Origin of the sequence: Paenibacillus sp. FSL R5-0527, assembly GCF_038008055.1 — a bacterium.
Classification (GTDB): Bacteria; Bacillota; Bacilli; order Paenibacillales; family Paenibacillaceae; genus Fontibacillus; species Fontibacillus macerans.
Genome location: NZ_JBBOYI010000001.1, coordinates 5555219 through 5574202 on the forward strand (window position 1 = coordinate 5555219; position 18984 = coordinate 5574202).

Genomic DNA, 18984 nt, shown 5'->3' on the forward strand with positions numbered 1-18984 from the left:
GAAAAACACAGCCTATAAAGGAAATAGCACTCTTCCAGATAAACCTTTTCATAACTCAAATAACGAGAGGTTTAAGTATAGAAGGGTGCTTATATCCCCATACAGATGTGTTTTCCTGTCTTACGATAAGATATGAATACGTTCTAAATTATGAAGCTTTAGCTGCACAAGTGTACTTTTACATCTTTGCCTGCGGCAGAAACCGAGCGTGCTGCACCGAATAGCTGAGTAAGTAAGTAATAATGCTGCTGCAGCAACCCGAACGGTGCTTTTCCCCAAAACGTTTTTCCAAGATATGAGTAAACATAACCCCTCTCCAAATTCAATAAAAGAGTTGTCGTCTGCGATCAAAATGCGAATTTTCAATGCCCTTGCTCCTTTTTCGCCCGCTTTATGTTACAGTTTGACGGCATCGCCGCTGTCGAAGAAAAACAGCCACTTCTCATCCACTGGCCGGCCCGTAATCTCTTCCACCGCCTCAGCGTACAGCTCCAGCTGAAAGCGGTACGATGCCGCCAATGCTTCGACGCCGCCGCGGTGATCGAGGACCCGGTCGCTTTTATAATCCAGCAAAATCACCTTGCCGTCTACCGAAAACAGGCAATCGACGATCCCCTGGATCAGCACGGTTTCTCCTTCCAGCTGCAGCTCCGCCGGCGTATCGGCCTCCGTCCCTGCGGCTTCCAGCCCTCCAAGCTTAGAAGACGCCCGGGCAGCGGGCAAGCCATAGCTGAAGGGCATCTCGCGTTTCACCCAATCGGCCCGCTTGAGCAGCTCGCCAAGCGGGCTGTGGAGCAGCCCCGCGATTTTGGCCGGATCGATTTCCGCCGCCAGTTCGGCCGTCATAATCTTCCGCTCCACGAGCCGTTCCAATGTGGACCGGACGAGCGCTTCTCCGGGGCCGTCCGCAAACGGCAAATGCTGCATCAGCATGTGGTAGGCCGTCCCCCGCTCGGCCGGCGTGGCCTTGCGCTGTTCCATGAAACGCGGGCGGCGCAAATGAAGCCGGAACTCCACCTCGTTCTCCGGCGTCTCCCGCTCTTGCCGCAGCGCCGCCTCGGCGAAGAGGTCGCGCGCGGTTTCCTCCGGCCGCGTCAACAGGGATTTCATTTCCGTCACCGACGTTTTGGCGGAAATCCGGCTGGCCGCGGCGTAAGGGTACGCCCAATCCAGCCGGGCAGCGACTTCCCGGCGCAGCTTGGCGTCGGCGGGAGAGGCGGGCTGTACCGCCGCCGGTCCGCCGGACAGCAGCGCCTTCAGCGCCGCCGTATCCGGCAAAGTCCCTTCCGGCCCCGCCGCCATTGCCGCCGCCGCCTCGGCGCTGCCGGTTTGGGCCACCTCCCGCGAAGAGACGAATGCGATATGCCAATCGGAAGCGCCGTCCGGCAATGCAGCGGACGCCTGCTCGGGCAACCCGGCAAACCGCCGCAGCTCCGCAGCGCTCCGGTGGCGGACGATCGCCGGCCCGATCCAGTCGAGATAGCAGCGGCCCCGAGCCAGCATATAGTCCGGCAATTGTTCGTCCGCCGCTTCCAGCGCCGCCCCCCATACTTCAACGGCTTTGCGTAAATTTTTTACTGCGGAGACGAGCACCAGCTTGTCCTTCGGACGGGTTAAAGCGACGTACAGCACGCGCATCTCCTCCGCCAGCAGCTCCATCTGCGCGCGCCGGCGGATGGCCAGATTGGGCAAAGTCGGGTAGCTGACGCGGGTTTCCGCGTCCACGAATTTCGGACCGAAGCCCATCTCCTTGTGCATTAGAAACGGCGCGTTCAAATCCTGGCGGTTGAACATTTTGGACAATCCGGCCACAAACACGACCGGAAACTCCAGCCCTTTGCTTTTGTGAATCGTCATGATGCGCACCGCGTCGCCCTGCTCCCCGGAGGCCGCCGCCGCGCCGAGATCGCCGCCGTTTTCGCGCAGCCTTTCGACATAACGCAAAAAGCGGAACAAACCCGGAGCCTGCGCAGATGTCTCGTACTGCCGGGCCCGGTCCAGCAGGGCCAGCAAATTGCTTTGCCGCTGCGCTCCTCCCGGCAGCCCGTAGGCCCAGTCCAAGTATCCGGTCTCGCGGTAAATCACGCGGATAAGGCTGCTGAGATCCCCTTCCCTGGCGATGTTCCGCCAGTCGTTTAACCGCCGCAAGAAGCCGTTCAGCTTATCCGTCAATTCCTCCTTGTCCGCTTGATCCGGAGACGCGCCCCCGTCCCCGCCGTCCGCGGCTTCCGTTTCCCCGGATTCCCCTGTACCGGCGCGGGCCAGAACGGCTTCGTAAAACCTTCCGCCCGGAGCAGCCAGCCGGATTTCCGCCAGCTCTTCCTCCGACAATCCGAACAAAGGCGAACGCAGCACGGCCGCAAGCGGGATATCCTGCAGCGGATTGTCCACTACCTGCAGCAAGGAAAGCATCGTTTCCACTTCCGAGGCCTGAAAATAACCCTGGCTCAGCTCCCCGTACGCCGGGATGCCTTCCAGCCGCAGCTCTTCGATCATCGCCGGCGCCCAGGATAATGTCGAACGCAGCAAAATCGCCATATCGCCGTAGCGGACCGGCCGCATGGCCTTCAGCTGCTTATCGTAAATGCGCAGCGGCGCGCCGCCGCCATCCAGCATGCCGCGGATGCGCGCCGCGATCGCGCGCGCCTCAAGGCGCACCGTTTCCTGCACGGCGGCTTCGTCCTCGGCGCCGTCGACCGCGCCGTCCGCCGCCGAAGCTTCGGCGCCGCCGCCCGATTCCCCGGCATCGGCGGCCTCGCCTGGCGCCCCGTTGTCCCGGTCGATCAGCAGCAGCTCGGGACGGTAATCGTCCCCCTCGCCGTCCGGGAAGCCGTCCCCGTACACCAGCTCGGCGCGCAAATCGTAGGCGATCTCGGCCACGCTTTCGTTCATGATTTGCCGGAACAGCAGGTTGACCGCGTCCACCACTTCCCGCCGGCTGCGGAAGTTGCGGGCCAAATCGATGCGCAGGCCCGCTCCGGCAAAATCGTCGCCGTAGCTCCGGTATTTCTCCAGGAACAACCCCGGTTCCGCCAGACGGAAGCGGTAAATGCTCTGCTTGACGTCGCCGACCATAAACCGGTTGCCGGGGGCCTCCCGCGAAATGAGCCGGACGATCGCTTCCTGCACGGTATTGGTGTCCTGGTATTCGTCCAGCAGCACCTCATCGAACTGCTGCCTGTATTCGAGCGCGGCCTCGGAGGGGCGCATTTCGTCCGGCGCGGAGTCCGGATGGCGCAAAATTTGCAGGCAATAATGCTCAAGGTCGGAAAAATCAAGCCACCCCTTGGCCACCTTTTCCCTCCGGTAACGTTCGCCGAATTCGCCGACCAGGTCGGATAACGCGCCCAGCAGCGGCGCCATTTCGCGCAGCTCCCGCAGGAACTCCTCGGCCGTACGGCCGTACAGCTGGGTGCGCAGATCCGCGATCGTTTTTTTCGCTTCCTCGCGCAGCGCTTTGACCCGCTCCTGCAGGTCCGGATCGGTTTGATCCTTTTTGCAGGGCTTCAGCTTGCCGAATTGGACCGTCTGAAAAACCTCATAAAGCGAAGCCCATTTTCCGGCGGCCACAGCCTCCTGCAGACGTTCCACAAGAGAGAGCTCCTCCTCCAGCGTCGCCGCGTACGGCTCGGGTCCGCCGGGGGCCAGCGCCAGCGCTTTGGCCTGGGACAGGAGCCCTTTGGCGCCTCCCAGCGTAAGCGCCGTATCCGCCAGGATGCTGGCGACCCATGGGGTATTTTCAAGGGCCGCAGCATCGGGGGCCGAGAATGCGGCCGAAGCCTGGCGCAGCCAGCCCTCCGGCCAAGGATGGCTGCGGGAGAATTCGTACAGCCGCAGCACCAGGGCGAACACCGCGTCGTCGCTCCGCTCTCCGCCAAACAGATCGACGAGCGTGAGGAAAGGGCTGCCCGGTTCGGCGGAGCCGTATTTTTCCTCGAACAGCTGCTCCAGCACCTCCTGCCGCAGCAGGGCGGTTTCGCTTTCCGACGCGATCCGAAAGCCCGGATCGAGCGGAATCAGCGTATAATAGCGCTGGATTACCTCCATGCAGAAGGAGTGCAGCGTCGTGATCGAAGCACGGCCCAGCATGGCCAGCTGTCTGCCGATTTCGGCGTTCGCCGGATCTTTGGCCAGCTCTTTTTCCAGCGCCTCCGTGATCCGCTGCCGCATTTCCGCGGCGGCCGCTTTGGTGAACGTTGCGACCAGCAGCCGGTCGACGCTAAGCGGCCGCTCCGGGTCCGTCAGCTTGCGTATAATCCGCTCCACAAGCACCGCCGTTTTGCCCGAGCCCGCCGCCGCCGCGACCAGCATGTCGCCGCCGGTCAGGGTGATCGCCCGCCATTGGTCGTCGCTCCAGATGCTTCCTTCCGGTTTTGCCGGGACCTTCATCATGATGGCGTAGCCTCCTTTCCGCTTTCGCGGGCGCTTTTTTGCCCGCCTTCGCGTCCTGTCTCCATCCGCCGCCCCTGTTCCAGAAGCGCCCATATCTCCTGCTTCCCGGGTTTGCTCAACATTTGATAAGAGCTGCCCTCCAACGACTCCTCAAACCGGCAAACCGGCTTGTACACGCAATGCGTGCACGCCGTCTCCATCCCGATCCGGTACGGGGCGATCCGCACGTCCCCGTCGGTGATGCGCGTGCCGATCTCGGTGATCGTTTGCCGCACCGAGCGCAGCAGCGTTTGCCACTGCTCCGGCGCAGCCACCGAGGCGCTGCTGTAAAATCCGCCGTCCGCCTTTACCGCCACCGGCAAAATATCGGAGTACCCCTTTTCCAATTGTCCGTCCATTTTCGCGATGACGTCGCGATCCGCCAGCAGCAGCCCCTTCATCTTGAAGCGCTTGAGCAGTTCCTGATGGGCCTGTTCCGGGCTCATGCCGTTGCTGCTCTGCAGCAGGGGATTATGCACATGGAAGTATAAGGTGCCCGCCGGGATGGCCGGACGCCCCAGCCACGCCTCCGCCGACGACAACAGCACGTCAAGGTACGTCAGCATTTGCAGCGACAAACCGTAATACACCTCGTGCAGCCTTAGGTCGGTTTGGCTCGATTTGTAGTCGATGACCCGCAGCAGCAGGCCTCCATCCCCCTCGGCCATATCGACCCGGTCGATGCGGCCGACGATTTCCATGACGCAGCCGTTCGGCAGCTCAAACGTCAGCGGAGGCAGCGGCCGGCCCGGGCCGAAATCGAGCTCCAGCCCCACCGGCTCAAAGCTGCCCCGCCGCGCCTGCTCGCCCAGGATCAGCGACGCCCGGCCCACGATCGTTTTCAGCTTGCGGGATATGTAGCCATAACGCTTCGAGCTGAGCAAAATCTCGCCCTGCAGCTTCGGCGCCAGCTGATCCACGGCCGCATCCGCTTCGCGCAGGCACTCCTCCGGCGTCAGGGAGCCCCAGCTCCGGTTCTGCGCCTTGAACGTGACAGCCATCGCGCTCAGTGCGGCGTGGAACAACTGGCCGATATCCGGCGCTTTCAGGCGGTACAGCTGGCGTTCCTTCAGCTTTAGCCCGTGGGAAGCGAAATGCGCGAAAGGACAGGCCGAAAATTTCTCCATCCGCGACACGCTTGTCCGCAGCCGTTTGCCGTACAACTTGCGGCTGGTCGCCGGAGTCAGTCCACGCACCCGGTTGCGGTAATCGAGCGAGCCGAGCAAACGGGCGGTTCTTTCTTCCCACTCCGGCTTGCCTCTGTACCACTCCAGTACGCTCCACCACACCGGCGATACGGCTTCCCCCGCTTTCCACAGGCGCAGCTGCCCGATCAGCGCGGACAACGCCGGCCCGGGCCGCGACACGTACTGCAGCTGTGCTTCATCCTGGCCGGCCCCGCTCCCGGGTTCGGCAACGGCTGGCGGCGCCTGGCCAATGAACTGTTCCCGCAAATCCGGGAAAATCCGCCGTACATGGCGGATTACTTCGGAGGGCAGCAACGCCCCTCCATCTTCGTCCGCCGCCGCATAACTGATCCACAGCGACCGGCTGGGCAAAGTCAAAGCGCCATAGATCAAAAAACGCTCATCAAGCAGCTTACGGGCCACCCCGGGCGCGAGTTCAAGACCGATTTCCGCCAGCCTGAGGCGCTCCTGGTCGCTGAACACGCCTTCTTCCTGCAATGCCGCCGGCATAATCCCTTCATTAACGCCGATCAGGAATAAATGCTTAACCGCCCCCGAACGCGTCCGGTCCGTGCTGCCGACCAGCACCTGATCCAGGGAAGGAGGCACCAGCGACAGCTTGAGATCCTTAAGCCCGGTTTCCAAAACCCCGGCGAACAGCTCCATCTCCAGCGCTTCGCCGCCCATCATTTCAACGATCTGATCCAGCAAATCCAATACCGCCCCCCAAAGCTGCCGATGCTCCATGGCCCGCTGGGGCCGGCCTTCTTGCAGCAGCATGTGCGCCAGCAGATCCAAATGCCGCGCCGCTTCCGTGTCCTCAAGCAGCTGGTAGACGGCCGCGCACATCTCCGCCGCCGTCTTCGCTTTTTTAATCCGCTTCTCAAACGCCGCAAGCGGCTTCGCTACGGCCGCCCGGCATTGCTCCAGCATCTGAAGCCACGCTTCCCCTTGGGCCGACGTCCGCCCCTTATCTTCGCCTTGTTCCAGCGACAGACTTGGCGCGGCTTTCCAAGGCCGCCCGTCATACCACCGGTAGCCCTGGATTCCGCTGGCGAGCACGTAATTTTCCAGCATGTCCATGTGCGCGCGCGTCAAACTGCCGCCCGGCGGCAGCAAAAAACCGCTTTTGACGCAGCGGAACACATCTTCATATTTCCAGTAACCGATCACGACATCCAGCGCCGCGCGGATAAATTCGATCAAGGGATGGTGAAGCATGCTCTTTTTCCGGTCCATAAAATAAGGGATGCCGTACTCCTCCATAATCGGCGCGATCAGATGATCGTAATCATCCAAATTCCGTACCAAAAGAGCCATATCCCGCCACCGGACGCCTTCCTCGCGCGCCAGCCGCACCATCTCGCGGGCCGCTCCCTCCACTTCGGCGCGGCGGTTGCCGGCCCGGCGAAGGGCCAGCGCCCGCCCGAGATCCTGTGGCGCTGTCGTGCCGGGCCACGGACTGCGGCGCTCATATGCCGATTCCAGATAAGACAGCGTTTCGCTTTCGCGGAATCGCGGGATTGGCCGCTGGTCCACAATCTCCGTCCGCCCCGTTTTAACGCCGGCTTCTTCGGCTATGCGGAGCAGCTTGGTGTAGGCGACCGCCGGCCCATAAAACAGGTTTAATTCATGCGGCAGCACGCCGTCGTCGTAAGGCCGGTCAAGCGTCAGCGCCACGGTGACGTTCGACGCGGCCTTAAGCAGGGCGCCGATCGCCGTGTATTCCTGAGGGGTAAACGTATGAAATCCGTCGATCCAGATTTCCGCCCCGCGCAAATACGCCGATTCCGCCGCCCCTTCCGCCAGCTTGACCACATGATCTTCGTTATCGATATAGAGCTTGGCCAGCTCGGCGTCGAATTCGGCGAACAACAAGCCGAGGTCATGCATTTTATCCACCAGCAGCCGGGATTCTCCGGCGGCGGATTGCAAAAATTGATGGTGTTCCGGCAAATGGGAAAAATCCACATTGAATTTTTTCATTTCCGTATAAAGCGCGGCAATCCGGTCGATCAGTCCAAGCTGGTCTCCGCCGCGGCCGAACAGCTTCAGCTCGTCGCGGCGCCGGCGCAGGATTTTGTACAGCAGCATTTTTTTGCCCTCGTCGTTGATCGGCACCAGCGCCGCCCCGCCCGTCTCCTGCATAACGCGCAGCGCCAAACGGCGGAAACCGAGCACTTGGGTGCGTACGGTTCCCTTGAGACCCGGCGCGGTTACGATGCTCTGCTCGATCTGGAACGTTCCCTGCTCCGGAGCGAGAATAATCAGCGGCGGACCCGCGGGATTTTCCCGCAGCCGGGCGATGACCCGCTCAAGAATCAGGCTGCTTTTGCCGCTTCCGGAACGGCCGATGATGAACTGTAAAGACATGGGATCCCCTCCTACTACCACGGACGATTCGTTCAACCAACAGTATAGCATAGATGCGATCAAACCTTCGCACCAGATCAGTTGAACTAATGATTGTACGAATTTTCCATGATTGAATGAAACAGTTGCAAAATGTCAGACTGTTGAGAAAGTCTTTAGACTTTTCCATAATTTAAAATTTTGTGTGGTGACTCTCGCCTTTGCAAAGAAAAATCGATTTAAACGATCTTAGGACTGAGTTTTTAAATAAAACTTTCGAATTTTGGTTCAACCTAATCATTAGGGCTTGGCAGACAAGCTGGCAACAGACCGTGGCCTGGAGCGAGACTAGCTATCTGTACAGCATCAACGGTTAAGCCGATTTTGGTTCTGCGAAAGTTGAGTTATAAATTCTATAATATTTAAGCAAAACGCCATTCCCCCAAGTTTGGAGAAATGGCGTGTAAACTTCCGGTTTCACGATGCTGAATCAAAACGTTTTGCTGCGCACCTCAAAGATCGCAAATTTTAAATAGTGCCCCTCATCCACGCCGAGGATCTGCGGATGGTCTTTTCCGGCCGCCCGCCATTCGATCAGCCGCAGCACTTTTCCCGCATCCTCCGCGGCTTCCAGAATCGTCTCCAGGAACAAGTCGGGGCGCATATGGTAGGAGCAGCTGGCGGTCACCAAATATCCGCCTTCGTTAACCAGCTTCATCCCGTGCAGATTGATGTCCTTGTAGCCGCGGCATGCGCCTTTGACCGCACTTTTCGTTTTGGCGAACGCCGGCGGATCGAGAATGACCACGTCCCAGGTCCGGCCGCCTCCGGCAGGAAGAGGCACGGAGGTATCCACCTTGCCGCCCGGCGCAGCCCTGCGGGCGCGCTCCTCCACTCCCTTCACTTGGCTGCGGAGATAGTCAAACGCGTCGGCGACGACAAATTCCACGCGGTCTGCAAACCCGTTGAGCTCCACGTTCCGCTTCGCGCTTGCGATCGCGTGCTCGGAAATATCGAGGCAGGTTACTTTTTTGGCGCCGTATTTGCAGGCATGGAGCGTGAAGCTGCCCGTATGCGAAAAGCATTCCAGCACCGACGCACCATCCCAATAAGGGAAGGTGACCTCTTTGCCGTTGCGGTTGACGGGAGCAAGCCGGACGCTGCCCTCCTCCGCCGGGAGCTCCTGCAGCGCAATCCCGCTGCGTGCGCCCCAGCCCGTCATCAAAGGCTTGATCGAGGCCCGGTTTTCGCGCTGGTCGAAAAAATATCCCGTCTTTTGCCCCTGCTCGATATCGACCTCGATCTTCAGCCCGTTTTCCGTTACGATCACATGGCGCGGCGGATTGCCGTAAACCGGCCCTTTTACCTGCTCCAGGCCCTCCATCTCGCGTACGGACACGTCGCTCCGCTCATATATGCCGACCGGCCGGAGCACTTCCGCCAGCGCCGCTACGATATTTTCCCGGCAGCGGTCCATCCCCAAGGTCAGCAGCTGAACGACAAGGACATCGCCGAACTTGTCCACGATCAGGCCCGGCAAAAAATCGGCTTCGCCGTAGACAAGCCGGTACGATTGTTCGTTCACGAACCGCTCGCGATGGCGCAGGCAGTCCGTAATCCGTTTGACGAAGAAGTCCTTGTCCATTTCGGCCAGCGGCTGATATGAAACCGCCCGGACCGTAATTTGCGAAGCCGGGTTGTAATATCCTGTCGCCAAGTATCTGTGCCGATGATCGACGATGTCCACCAGGCTTCCCGGAGCCGGATCGCCCTCGACGGATGCAATTTCATTGCGGTAAATCCACGGATGCCCTTTTTCCAGCCGTTTTTTGCGGCTTCGCTCTAAAATGACTTTGGCCACTTGTTTCACTCCTAAAGTTGTTCTGTTCTGTTGTCCCCATGTCATATATGTAACTTGTACACTTAATGAGGTTGTTCAAAAAGTTAGCTTCCTTCTCGGTGCCGAAAACCTGACTTTTTGAACTCTCGCTTAAAAAGGGGGCCTTGGCAGCATGTTTCAAGAGATTATTTTTCCGGTCACATTTGGACTGGCCCTGTTCCTGTTCGGCATGAAAGTCATGGAAGCGGCTCTGCACGCCTGGGCCGGCCCGAAGCTAATGCGGTTTCTGCACACGACGACGCGTACGCCCTGGACAGGAATGCTGTCCAGCACATTTATCACCGCCATTTTGCAGAGCAGTACGGCGATTACCGTCATGACGATCGGTCTCGTGAATGCCGGTCTGCTCTCTTATGCCCGGACGCTCGGCATTATCCTTGGCGGCAACATTGGGACCTGCATCACCACGGAGTTGATCGCTTTAAATATCGCCAGGCTTGGCGTACCGATGCTGCTCGTTTCTTTGCTGGTGTGGGCCGGGACCGTCCTCGGGGATGAAATGCTGCCCGCCTATGTAAAACGGAAGTTCCCTTTGCTTCTCCCCTTGCAGTTCGGCGCCTTGGCCGCAGCCGGGTTCAGCCTGGTGATGATCGCGATCCGCATGATGCAGTCGATCGGCCCGGCGCTGGAAGCGCGCGGCGCCATCGACTGGCTGCTGGCGCACGCCACCGGCAGCCTCCTATGGGGAGCTGTCGCCGGGGCGGTGCTGACGGCGATCATTCACAGCAGCGCGGCGGTCGTCGCCATGACGATGGGGCTGGTCGGAAGCGGCGCTCTTCCGGTTGAGCTCGGGACCGCCATGGTCATCGGCTCCAATGTCGGGACCTGTGTCACCGCGCTGATCGCCGCCATCGGGGGAACGCGTCCCGGGCAATTCGTCGCCTGGTCGCATGTTATACTCAATGTGCTGGGCGCCGCGCTGTTTCTTCCGCTGACACCGTGGCTTGAAGCTGCCGTAAACTGGCTGTCCTCGGATCTTTCCGCGCAAATCGCGCATACGCAAACGATTTTTAACGTGGTTAGCTCCTTGCTTGCGCTGCCGTTTTGCTATTTGCCGGTTTGGTCCCGGCTGGATCATTCCGGTTCGGACTCCGCGCCGGGCACGCCGCCCGCAAGGCCGATTTAAAACCAGCGCTGCGCCGGTTGGATTCCTTGTTGGGCTGGCTTGAAGCTAAGGCTGCAAACCAAGCATTCTCAGCGCTTTTTCCAAAATAAAATCGTTATTATCGTATCCCGATTTCAGCTGAAGCTTCCACGCTTCATGCGGATCGTACCAGGCCACGCTGCGGATTTCCTCCAACTGCGGGCGCAGCTTGCCGCCTTCGCATTCCACCAGATAATAGTGGACTTCCTTATCCACATTACCATACTTGGGATGCATATAAGTATAAGCAATGATATCAATCAGCTTTATAATCCGGCCGACGATGCCCGTCTCCTCCAAAATTTCGCGAAGCGCCGTTTGCTCGACGGTCTCGCCGGGCTCTCTTTTTCCTTTGGCGAACGATATTTTGCCGTACCGATCTGTAATTAACTGAATTTGCATCCGGCCGCCATCCTTGCGATAGACAACCCCTCCTGCAGAGATTTCTTTGAATGCCATTCTGGCTGTACCTCCTTTTATGGGCCTCATCCCTCCCAAACCCTCCCTTACCGTAAGGGAGGGCCCCAAGGGCCTGCTGCCCTTTGGATACCCGCAAATTGGACTAACGTGCGATTGGCTGAGACGCTCCTGCTCGCTCTCCCTGCGGGATTCGCTCTACTTCGTGCGTAGAACCACTAGTGTTCTATAACCCTGATACTTTTCAGATTTCCCGTAAATGCTCAGATTTGCGAATCGAAATTGGGCCCACCGGAAATCTAACGGTTGTAGCAGGTGCTATTTTACGAAAAAAGACCTTTTCTAACTTCTAATGGTTGTGAGCGGTGTTATTTGCCTTAATCTAAGCAAAATTAGCCGGGTTTAAGTAAAATAAGCGCCATGGCAACCGTTAGAATTTGAAATCAACGTTTTTGGGACAAATAGCGGTTGTGGCAACCGTTAGAAGCGCTCCCCCCTTTGGGGGGAGCGTCTTACTTGTGGCGCTCCGGGGTTACCTTAGGTAAGCAATGCTCGCTACCTTGCTTTTGCCCTAATGCGACAACAAGGATTTCAACCCTGGAGGGTTGAAATCCTTGCTTAACGCCCGGGCGGGCAAGAACCTATTTAAGCCAAGGCTTGCGCGGATTCGTCCAGGACGCGAACCAACTGGCCTTCGTTCGTATTGACGTCGGCCTTGGTGAGCTTGACGCGGCACATTTTGCCGGTCAAGTCCGGGGCGCCCGGGAAACGGATCTGCAAATAGTTGTCGCTGAAGCCGGTCGCGAAACCGTCTCCGGCCGTTCCTTTCTCGTCTCTTTCCGGAATGACGTCCAGCACCTGGCCGACGAATTTCTCGGCATAGGCAAGCTGCATCTGTTCCGACAAATCGATCAACTCATGCACGCGGGCATGTTTGATCTCTTCATCCACCTGGTCCTCCATCCGCGCGGCCGGCGTCCCGGTCCGTTTGGAATACGGGAACACGTGGATTTCCGAAAAGCCGATCCGTTTGATCGCTTCAAAACCTTCGCGGAACAACTCATCGGTTTCGCCTGGGAAGCCAACGATGACGTCCGTCGTGATAGCAACCTCAGGCATAAATTCACGGATCATTCTGATTTTATGCTCGTATTCCTCAATTGTATACTTTCTTCTCATGCGTTTAAGCACTTCATTGCTGCCGGCTTGCAGCGGAATATGGAAATGACGGCACATTTTGGAAGAACCCCTCAAAACTTCCAGCATGCGTTCGTCGATTTGGCTCGCCTCGATCGAGCTGATGCGAATCCGCCCCAGACCTTCCACTTTATCCAAATCCCACAGCAGGTCCGACAGGCGGTAGTTTTCGAGATCGTCGCCATATCCGCCCGTATGGATGCCGGTCAGTACGATTTCTTTGTAGCCCGCGGCGACCAACTGGCGCGCCTGCTGAAGCACGCTTTGCGGATCGCGGCTGCGCGACAGACCGCGCGACCAAGGGATGATGCAGAAGGTGCAGAAATTGTTGCAGCCCTCCTGGATCTTCAGGAAAGCGCGGGTATGGTCGGCAAAATTCGGAACGTCCAGCTCTTCGAATTCGCGAGTTTTCATAATGTTACGCACGGCGTTGATCGGCTTGCGCTGCTCCTGGATTTGCTTCACGTAAGGGATGATTTTGTCCCGGTCCTGCGTGCCGATGACGAGATCGACGCCGGGAATGTCCAAAATTTCCGCCGGGGACGTTTGGGCGTAACAGCCCGTCACGGCCACGATGGCGTCGGGATTGCGGCGCACGGCGCGCCGGATGATCTGCCGGCTCTTTTTATCCCCCGTGTTCGTCACGGTACACGTATTAATCAAATAAACGTCGGCGGCCTGTTGTTCGAAATCGACCTGTTCGTAGCCCTCGTTTTTAAACAGCTGCCAAATGGCCTCCGTATCGTAAAAGTTGACTTTACAGCCCAAAGTGTAAAATGCGACAGATGGCATCGTTCAACTTCCCCCCATTTCTCCGGATTCATACATGATGCAGGTCAGGGCGGCCATAGCGGCCGTCTCGGTCCGCAAAATGCGGCGGCCCAATCCAACGGCCGCCGCACCCATGGCTTCGGCTTCCCGCACTTCTTCTTCGGCAAAACCGCCTTCGGGTCCAACCACAACGGCGATCTTGCAAGTCTGTCCGGGCGTCAGGCCCTGGACAAAAGGCTTCAATACGTCGCGCAGCTGCTGGCCGTGCTCCCTTTCATAACATAAGCACACCAGATCGTAGGCAGACAAAACGGACAACAGCCCGTCCCATTTCACCGGCATCTCCACCGCCGGAATTTTGCTGCGGTGCGCCTGCTCGGCCGCTTCCTTGGCAATTTTCCGCCAGCGGCCGAGGCGCTTCTCTTCCTTCTTCTGATCGTACTGCACGACCGTGCGCTCGGACAAAAAAGGAAGAAAAGCGGAAGCCCCGATCTCCGTGCACTTCTGGATCACGGTTTCCATTTTGTCGCCTTTCGGCAGGCTCTGGGCCACCGTCACTTGCAGCCACGGCTCTCCGGATGCCGCCAGCGTCTCTATAATTGCCGCAGTCACCTGCTGCGGCTCAATCGTCGTTATTTCCGCGAGGACTTCACGGGATACGCCATCGCTTACGATCAGCTTGTCGCCCGGTTTGGAACGCATCACCCTGCCGATATGGCGGGCATCCTCCCCGGCAATCGCCACTTCCCGTTCGCCAAACTGCGACGGCTCCACAAAATAACGCTGCATACTCATCCATCCTCACACAAAAAGTACACGTTCAAAAAATGGAGGTTAAGGAAGCTATTGCTTGGTCGTCTATTCTTCCTTATAGCTTAAAAAGCTGGACTTTTTGAACTACCACTAAAAATCACCAAATTACATCATACAACTTTTAATATATTTGTTCCAGTCTTTCTTCCCGCCTCAAGCCCCAAACAACAGCAGGAAAAAATGGGCTAACTGAAGATACATCGAATAAGCCGCCTGATAAAGGGGGTCGATCGTGTGCTGCCGCAAAGCGGGAATAAACAGAATGATCAAAAAGATAAAGATCGACCATTGCTCAAACTGCTGCAATTTGCCAAGCACGCGGCGCGGCACGATATCTTCCAGAATGCGGTACCCGTCCAGCGGCGGCAGCGGAATCAGGTTGAACAAAAATAAGAAAAAGTTCGTAACGTTGAACAGATAGAAAAAAATCAAAACCGCTTGCAAAAGCCGCTCGTTCGTAATCGATTCCAGAACGCCAAAATGCCCCAGCATCACATACACCACGGTCCCCACCACGCCGAGCAGCAAATTGCTGAGCGGTCCGGCCGCCGAAACGACCACGCCCATCAAGCGGGGCCTACTGAAATTGTCCCGGTTGACCGGAACCGGTCTGGCCCAGCCAAAACCGGCGATCAACAGCAGGATGATCCCGAATAAATCGAAATGCACCGCCGGATTCAGCGTTACTCGGCCAAGCAGCTTAGCCGTCGGATCACCGAATTTATTAGCGAAATAAGCGTGCGAAAACTCATGTATCGTAAAGGCAATCACCAGCGTGATCAAATAAAAAGGAAGTTGGTCCAAAGGGACGCGCAATATTTGGTTCAAAAAATCCATGCAAGCTACCTCTTTCTCGCCACGAAAGCAACCCAATCCTCTTCCCGGGCCGTTTGCTCGATCTCAAACCCCGCGACATGCAGCGCTTCCTCTACGGCTTGTTCTTTATTTTTATAGATTCCCGAAGCGATATAATAGCCTCCCGGCTGCAGGGCCTGGAACACATCGTCGATAAAAAGCAAAATGATTTCCGCCAAAATATTGGCCACGACGACCCGGACCGGCAGCGACACTTGCAGTTTGCCGCTTCCGCCGTCTTTCAGCACCGACAGCAAATCGCTTTCCACGACCTGGATCTTGTCCTCCAGCCCGTTCAGTTTCGTATTTTCGCTTGCGCTGGACACTGCCACCGGATCGAGATCAAGCGCCAGCACCCTAGCAGCGCCCAGCCGGCAAGCGCCGATCGCCAAAATGCCAGAACCGGTTCCGACATCGATCACTTCGTCCCCTTCGCGGATGACTCCCTCCAATGTGCGCAAACATAAAGAGGTCGTCGGATGCGTTCCCGTGCCAAAAGCCATGCCGGGGTCAAGCTCGATGATCTTCTCCTCCGGCGACTGGGGCGCGTACTCCTCCCAGGTCGGCTTGATCGTTAGTCTATCGGATACCTTAAGCGGCTTGAAATACTGCTTCCAGTTGTTGGCCCAGTCGTCTTCGCTCACATCCCTGACCGAAATTTCGGCCAAGCCCGGGTCGATATCATATCCCCTTAGCTCTTCGATCCGTTCCTTCACCTCGGAGATGATCGCCTCGATATCCAATCCCTCCGGAAAATACCCGCTGATTTTGGCTTCGCCTTCGGGAATGTCGTTGGGCGGAATTTCAAACCACTGGCCCAGCGAGGTATCGCGCGGCTTATCGTTGTCGGCGTGCTCTTCGATGGTTACGCCGCCGGCGCCGGCTTCATGCAGGAAATTCGAAATCATTTCCACGGCTTCTTCCGTTGTATGTATAGTTATTTCTTTCCAAATCATCGCAAGTTTTCCTCCTTGACTCATATGCATAAGGTTTATTGTACTATAGAATGCAGATGGAGACAAAAGAGGGCGGAGCGAACCGTTTTACGGGTTCCTCCGCCCTGTTCCATACCGCTTCGGGTCTACAGCCGGTATTGACCTTGCTGGCGCGCATCGGCCCGTTCACTGCGCTCCAGCGCCTCCCAATCTTCCTGATCGGCCAGCTCTTCGGAAAACTCCACGTCCTCGTTATGCCCGATCGCCATCCGCGATTTGGCCGTCGTCCGTTTCGTCCGGCGATCCTGCTCGCTTTGACTCATCCCTTCACATCTCCCTTCCGTAAATATTTCAAACTGCTAGCGTTTGCGATAATACGTTAAATCAGTCCGCCCGCTTCCTCCACGATGCGGAGCGCCTGATGATGCACCGACTCGTCGACCACGGCGGTCAGCACGATATCGTGCCCGGTCGGCCCGCCCTGGCCGCCGTGGCTAAGCCCGCTGGCGGCCGGATCCGCCGCCGACAATATCCCTGCGGAACGGTTTGTGATCGCGGCGTCCTGCGTGATGGCCGCCAAGCTGGAAATGCTCCCGGTCACCGGATTTCCGGGATCATAACCCTCTCCCGGGTAGCGGCTGAAGCGGTCGATCGACATGTCGACGACCCGTAAAGCGCTCAGCTTGCGCGCTGCGCCTTCCGCCTGCTCCGGACTTTTGAAATACGCCAAAATATTTTTTTCACCCATACGAATCCCTGCCTTTCGTTTCAGCTTGAGAATGAAGCTGCACCGCTGCAGTTCATGCTAAGTAGGATGCAAATTTGCCGATGGCTTTATGCAAGATTGCCCGGAGTAGGCCGCTGCTGAATTAATATTTTAAATTTGAAACGCTAGCGGCTCTCGTCCGTATTACTTGCTAAAGAACAGAATATACTTATCTCTATAGGAGGTTGTCCGCTTAGTATGATGAAAAAAATGATGATGATCATGATGGCATTTACGTTGATATTTGCCTTCGTTTCCCCCGATCTGGCCGATGCCAAGCGAGGCGGCTTCAAGTCCGGTCCAAGAACTTACAACCCGTCGCCCAATAAGCCGGCTACCGGCGATTACCAGCGGACCGATGGAGCGGCCACCAACAAAACCGGCGGAACAGTAGGTTCCACGACGGGGCGAGGCTTTTCTGGCGGCGGCGGCTTTATGCGCGGTCTGATGGTCGGCGGACTGGCAGGACTGTTGTTCGGGGGGCTGTTCGGCAATATGGGCTTCTTCGGCAACCTGCTTGGACTTGCCGTCAACCTGCTCGCTATTTACGTGATCGTTGCCGCCGCCGTCGCCTTATACCGGCGTTTCAAGCGCCAACCGCGCCAAGAGGATTACCGGCGTGGAGGAAGATACTAATCATGGTTCTCGGCATGGATGAAATCATCAACGCAATTTGTCTCCATACCGCGGACAGGACGGGAGTCCGCCCCACCGACGTGCAGGTGGAACTAAGCTGGGACGAGGACACCGGCTATACCGCGGAAGTGTGGGTTAACGGCCGCAGCCGTTACCTGGTTGAATCCAATATCATGGAATCGATCATCCAATACGTCTACCGGGAATACGGCATGCGTACGTTTCGGGAAGATATTACGCTCGAACTGCACGAAGAAATCATCGCGATTATTCGGCAGGACGCTTAAATGCGACAAGGCCGCCCCAAAGAGAACGGATTCTCTTGGGACGGCCTTGTTTTGGTTTGCTTGCCGTAATGCCTTGGCCCCGCTTCGATCATTCGCCGCGGAACGCCCGTTTCATGCGGTCAAAAAACGATTGCTCATTTTCATGCGTATGTTCGCCTTCCAGCGAAGCGAATTGACGCAGCAGTTCTTTCTGCTCTTCGCTTAGCTTCCGAGGCGTCACCAAGACCACTTTGACGTGCTGGTCGCCCTGGCCGACGCCGCGCAGGCGCGGAATGCCTTTGCCTTTGAGGCGGAAATAAGTGCCTGTCTGCGTACCGGCCGGAATCTTCAGCTTGACCTTTTCCGTCAGCGTCGGGATTTCGATCTCGTCGCCCAGCGCCGCCTGCATAAACGTAATCGGCACTTCCAAATAAACGTCGTCGCCTTCCCGCTCGAAATACTCATGATCCTTCACGCGGATGACGATATACAAGTCGCCTGGAGGGCCGCCGCGCAAGCCCCCTTCCCCTTCGCCCGTCATCCGCAGCTGAGCGCCGTCGTCAACCCCCGCCGGAATCCGCACGTGGATTTTACGCTGCTTCTTGACCTTGCCGCTGCCGGAGCAGGTCGGGCATTTCTCCTTGATGATCTGGCCCCGGCCGCCGCAGGCGGAACAGGTACGCCGGTTGACCATGCGGCCGAAAGGCGTGTTCTGCACGACCTCCTGCTGTCCGGTTCCGTGGCAGACGGAGCAAACCGTCGGTTTCGTACCCGGTTTTGCGCCGGTGCCGGAGCACGTATCGCAGTTTTCGGTACGCGGAATCGTAATATCGGTCTCTTTCCCGAATGCCGCTTCCTCGAACTCGATCGTCATCGTATATTGCAAATCGTTCCCGCGCTGCGGAGCGTTCGGGTCGCGTCTGCCGCCGCCGCCGAAGAACATGTCGAAAATATCGCCAAATCCGCCAAAATCCGCGCCGGAAAATCCGCCGCCCATGCCCTGATTCGGATCCACATGTCCGTATTGATCGTAGCGGGAGCGTTTGCCCGGATCGCTGAGCACGTCGTAGGCTTCCTTCACTTCTTTAAACTTCGCTTCCGCATCCGCCGCTTTGTTTACGTCCGGGTGATATTGGCGGGCCAGCTTGCGATAAGCTTTTTTGATCTCTTCATCGCCGGCGTTTTTCCCGACGCCCAGCACTTCATAATAATCGCGTTTTTCTGCCATCCTTCCACCCCCGTCTTGACTCTTGGGACCAGCCGCGTTATACCGTTCCCTTAATCCGGCAAAAGGAAAGTCAAAGTGCGGAAGCC

Annotated in this window: 14 protein-coding genes; 3 read left to right on the top strand and 11 right to left on the bottom strand. The window is 57.7% G+C overall.

Features of this window, described 5'->3' with window-relative positions:
- Positions 1-396: 396 nt before the first annotated feature.
- The 3 genes from addA to NYE69_RS24725 form a co-directional block, all read right to left on the bottom strand.
- Entirely contained in the window at positions 397-4392 is a 3996-nt protein-coding gene (addA, locus tag NYE69_RS24715) for a helicase-exonuclease AddAB subunit AddA (protein ID WP_340928321.1), read from the bottom strand.
- Complete coding sequence (gene addB / locus NYE69_RS24720; RefSeq protein ID WP_340928323.1) at positions 4389-7991, bottom strand: helicase-exonuclease AddAB subunit AddB; 3603 nt, start codon at positions 7989-7991, stop codon at positions 4389-4391. Before addB ends, addA begins: the two co-directional genes overlap by 4 nt.
- Positions 7992-8460: 469 nt before the next feature.
- Positions 8461-9831 carry a class I SAM-dependent rRNA methyltransferase gene (locus tag NYE69_RS24725; RefSeq protein ID WP_328273139.1) on the bottom strand — a complete coding sequence of 457 codons (1371 nt, stop codon included), beginning with the start codon at positions 9829-9831 and terminating at the stop codon, positions 8461-8463.
- Positions 9832-9982: 151 nt separating this feature from the next.
- On the opposite strand from NYE69_RS24725, the gene NYE69_RS24730 reads away from it, so the two are divergent.
- A complete protein-coding gene (locus NYE69_RS24730; RefSeq protein ID WP_340928326.1) occupies positions 9983-10996 on the top strand; it encodes a Na/Pi cotransporter family protein in 1014 nt (337 codons plus the stop codon).
- Between the two features lie 45 nt (positions 10997-11041).
- Here the strand turns inward: NYE69_RS24730 and NYE69_RS24735 are convergent, their stop codons facing one another.
- The 7 genes from NYE69_RS24735 to NYE69_RS24765 form a co-directional block, all read right to left on the bottom strand.
- On the bottom strand, positions 11042-11473 hold the full coding sequence (locus NYE69_RS24735) for an NUDIX hydrolase (RefSeq protein ID WP_328270547.1): 432 nt from the start codon (positions 11471-11473) through the stop codon (positions 11042-11044).
- A 603-nt stretch (positions 11474-12076) separates the two neighbouring features.
- Positions 12077-13420: a tRNA (N(6)-L-threonylcarbamoyladenosine(37)-C(2))-methylthiotransferase MtaB gene (gene mtaB / locus NYE69_RS24740; RefSeq protein WP_340928328.1), complete on the bottom strand. Its 1344-nt coding sequence runs from the start codon at positions 13418-13420 to the stop codon at positions 12077-12079.
- Positions 13421-13423: 3 nt separating this feature from the next.
- A complete protein-coding gene (locus NYE69_RS24745) occupies positions 13424-14188 on the bottom strand; it encodes a 16S rRNA (uracil(1498)-N(3))-methyltransferase (RefSeq protein ID WP_328270546.1) in 765 nt (254 codons plus the stop codon).
- A gap of 177 nt (positions 14189-14365) precedes the next feature.
- Positions 14366-15049 carry a site-2 protease family protein gene (locus NYE69_RS24750; protein WP_328270545.1) on the bottom strand — a complete coding sequence of 228 codons (684 nt, stop codon included), beginning with the start codon at positions 15047-15049 and terminating at the stop codon, positions 14366-14368.
- Between the two features lie 5 nt (positions 15050-15054).
- Positions 15055-16023, bottom strand: coding sequence for a 50S ribosomal protein L11 methyltransferase (prmA, locus tag NYE69_RS24755; RefSeq protein WP_328270544.1), 969 nt, complete (start codon positions 16021-16023; stop codon positions 15055-15057).
- Positions 16024-16148: 125 nt separating this feature from the next.
- Positions 16149-16325, bottom strand: a complete 177-nt coding sequence (locus NYE69_RS24760; protein WP_328270543.1) for a YfhD family protein — start codon at positions 16323-16325, stop codon at positions 16149-16151.
- A 56-nt stretch (positions 16326-16381) separates the two neighbouring features.
- Complete coding sequence (locus NYE69_RS24765) at positions 16382-16750, bottom strand: hypothetical protein (protein WP_036621267.1); 369 nt, start codon at positions 16748-16750, stop codon at positions 16382-16384.
- Positions 16751-16966: 216 nt separating this feature from the next.
- Here NYE69_RS24765 and NYE69_RS24770 point away from each other — a divergent pair, with 216 nt between their 5' ends.
- Together NYE69_RS24770 and NYE69_RS24775 are read left to right on the top strand one after the other, a co-directional pair.
- On the top strand, positions 16967-17404 hold the full coding sequence (locus NYE69_RS24770) for a hypothetical protein (protein ID WP_036621264.1): 438 nt from the start codon (positions 16967-16969) through the stop codon (positions 17402-17404).
- 2 nt (positions 17405-17406) lie between these two features.
- Entirely contained in the window at positions 17407-17691 is a 285-nt protein-coding gene (locus tag NYE69_RS24775; protein ID WP_036621261.1) for a YxcD family protein, read from the top strand.
- Positions 17692-17779: 88 nt separating this feature from the next.
- Here NYE69_RS24775 and dnaJ read toward each other — a convergent pair whose 3' ends face one another.
- Entirely contained in the window at positions 17780-18898 is a 1119-nt protein-coding gene (dnaJ, locus tag NYE69_RS24780) for a molecular chaperone DnaJ (RefSeq protein ID WP_340928329.1), read from the bottom strand.
- Positions 18899-18984: the final 86 nt, after the last annotated feature.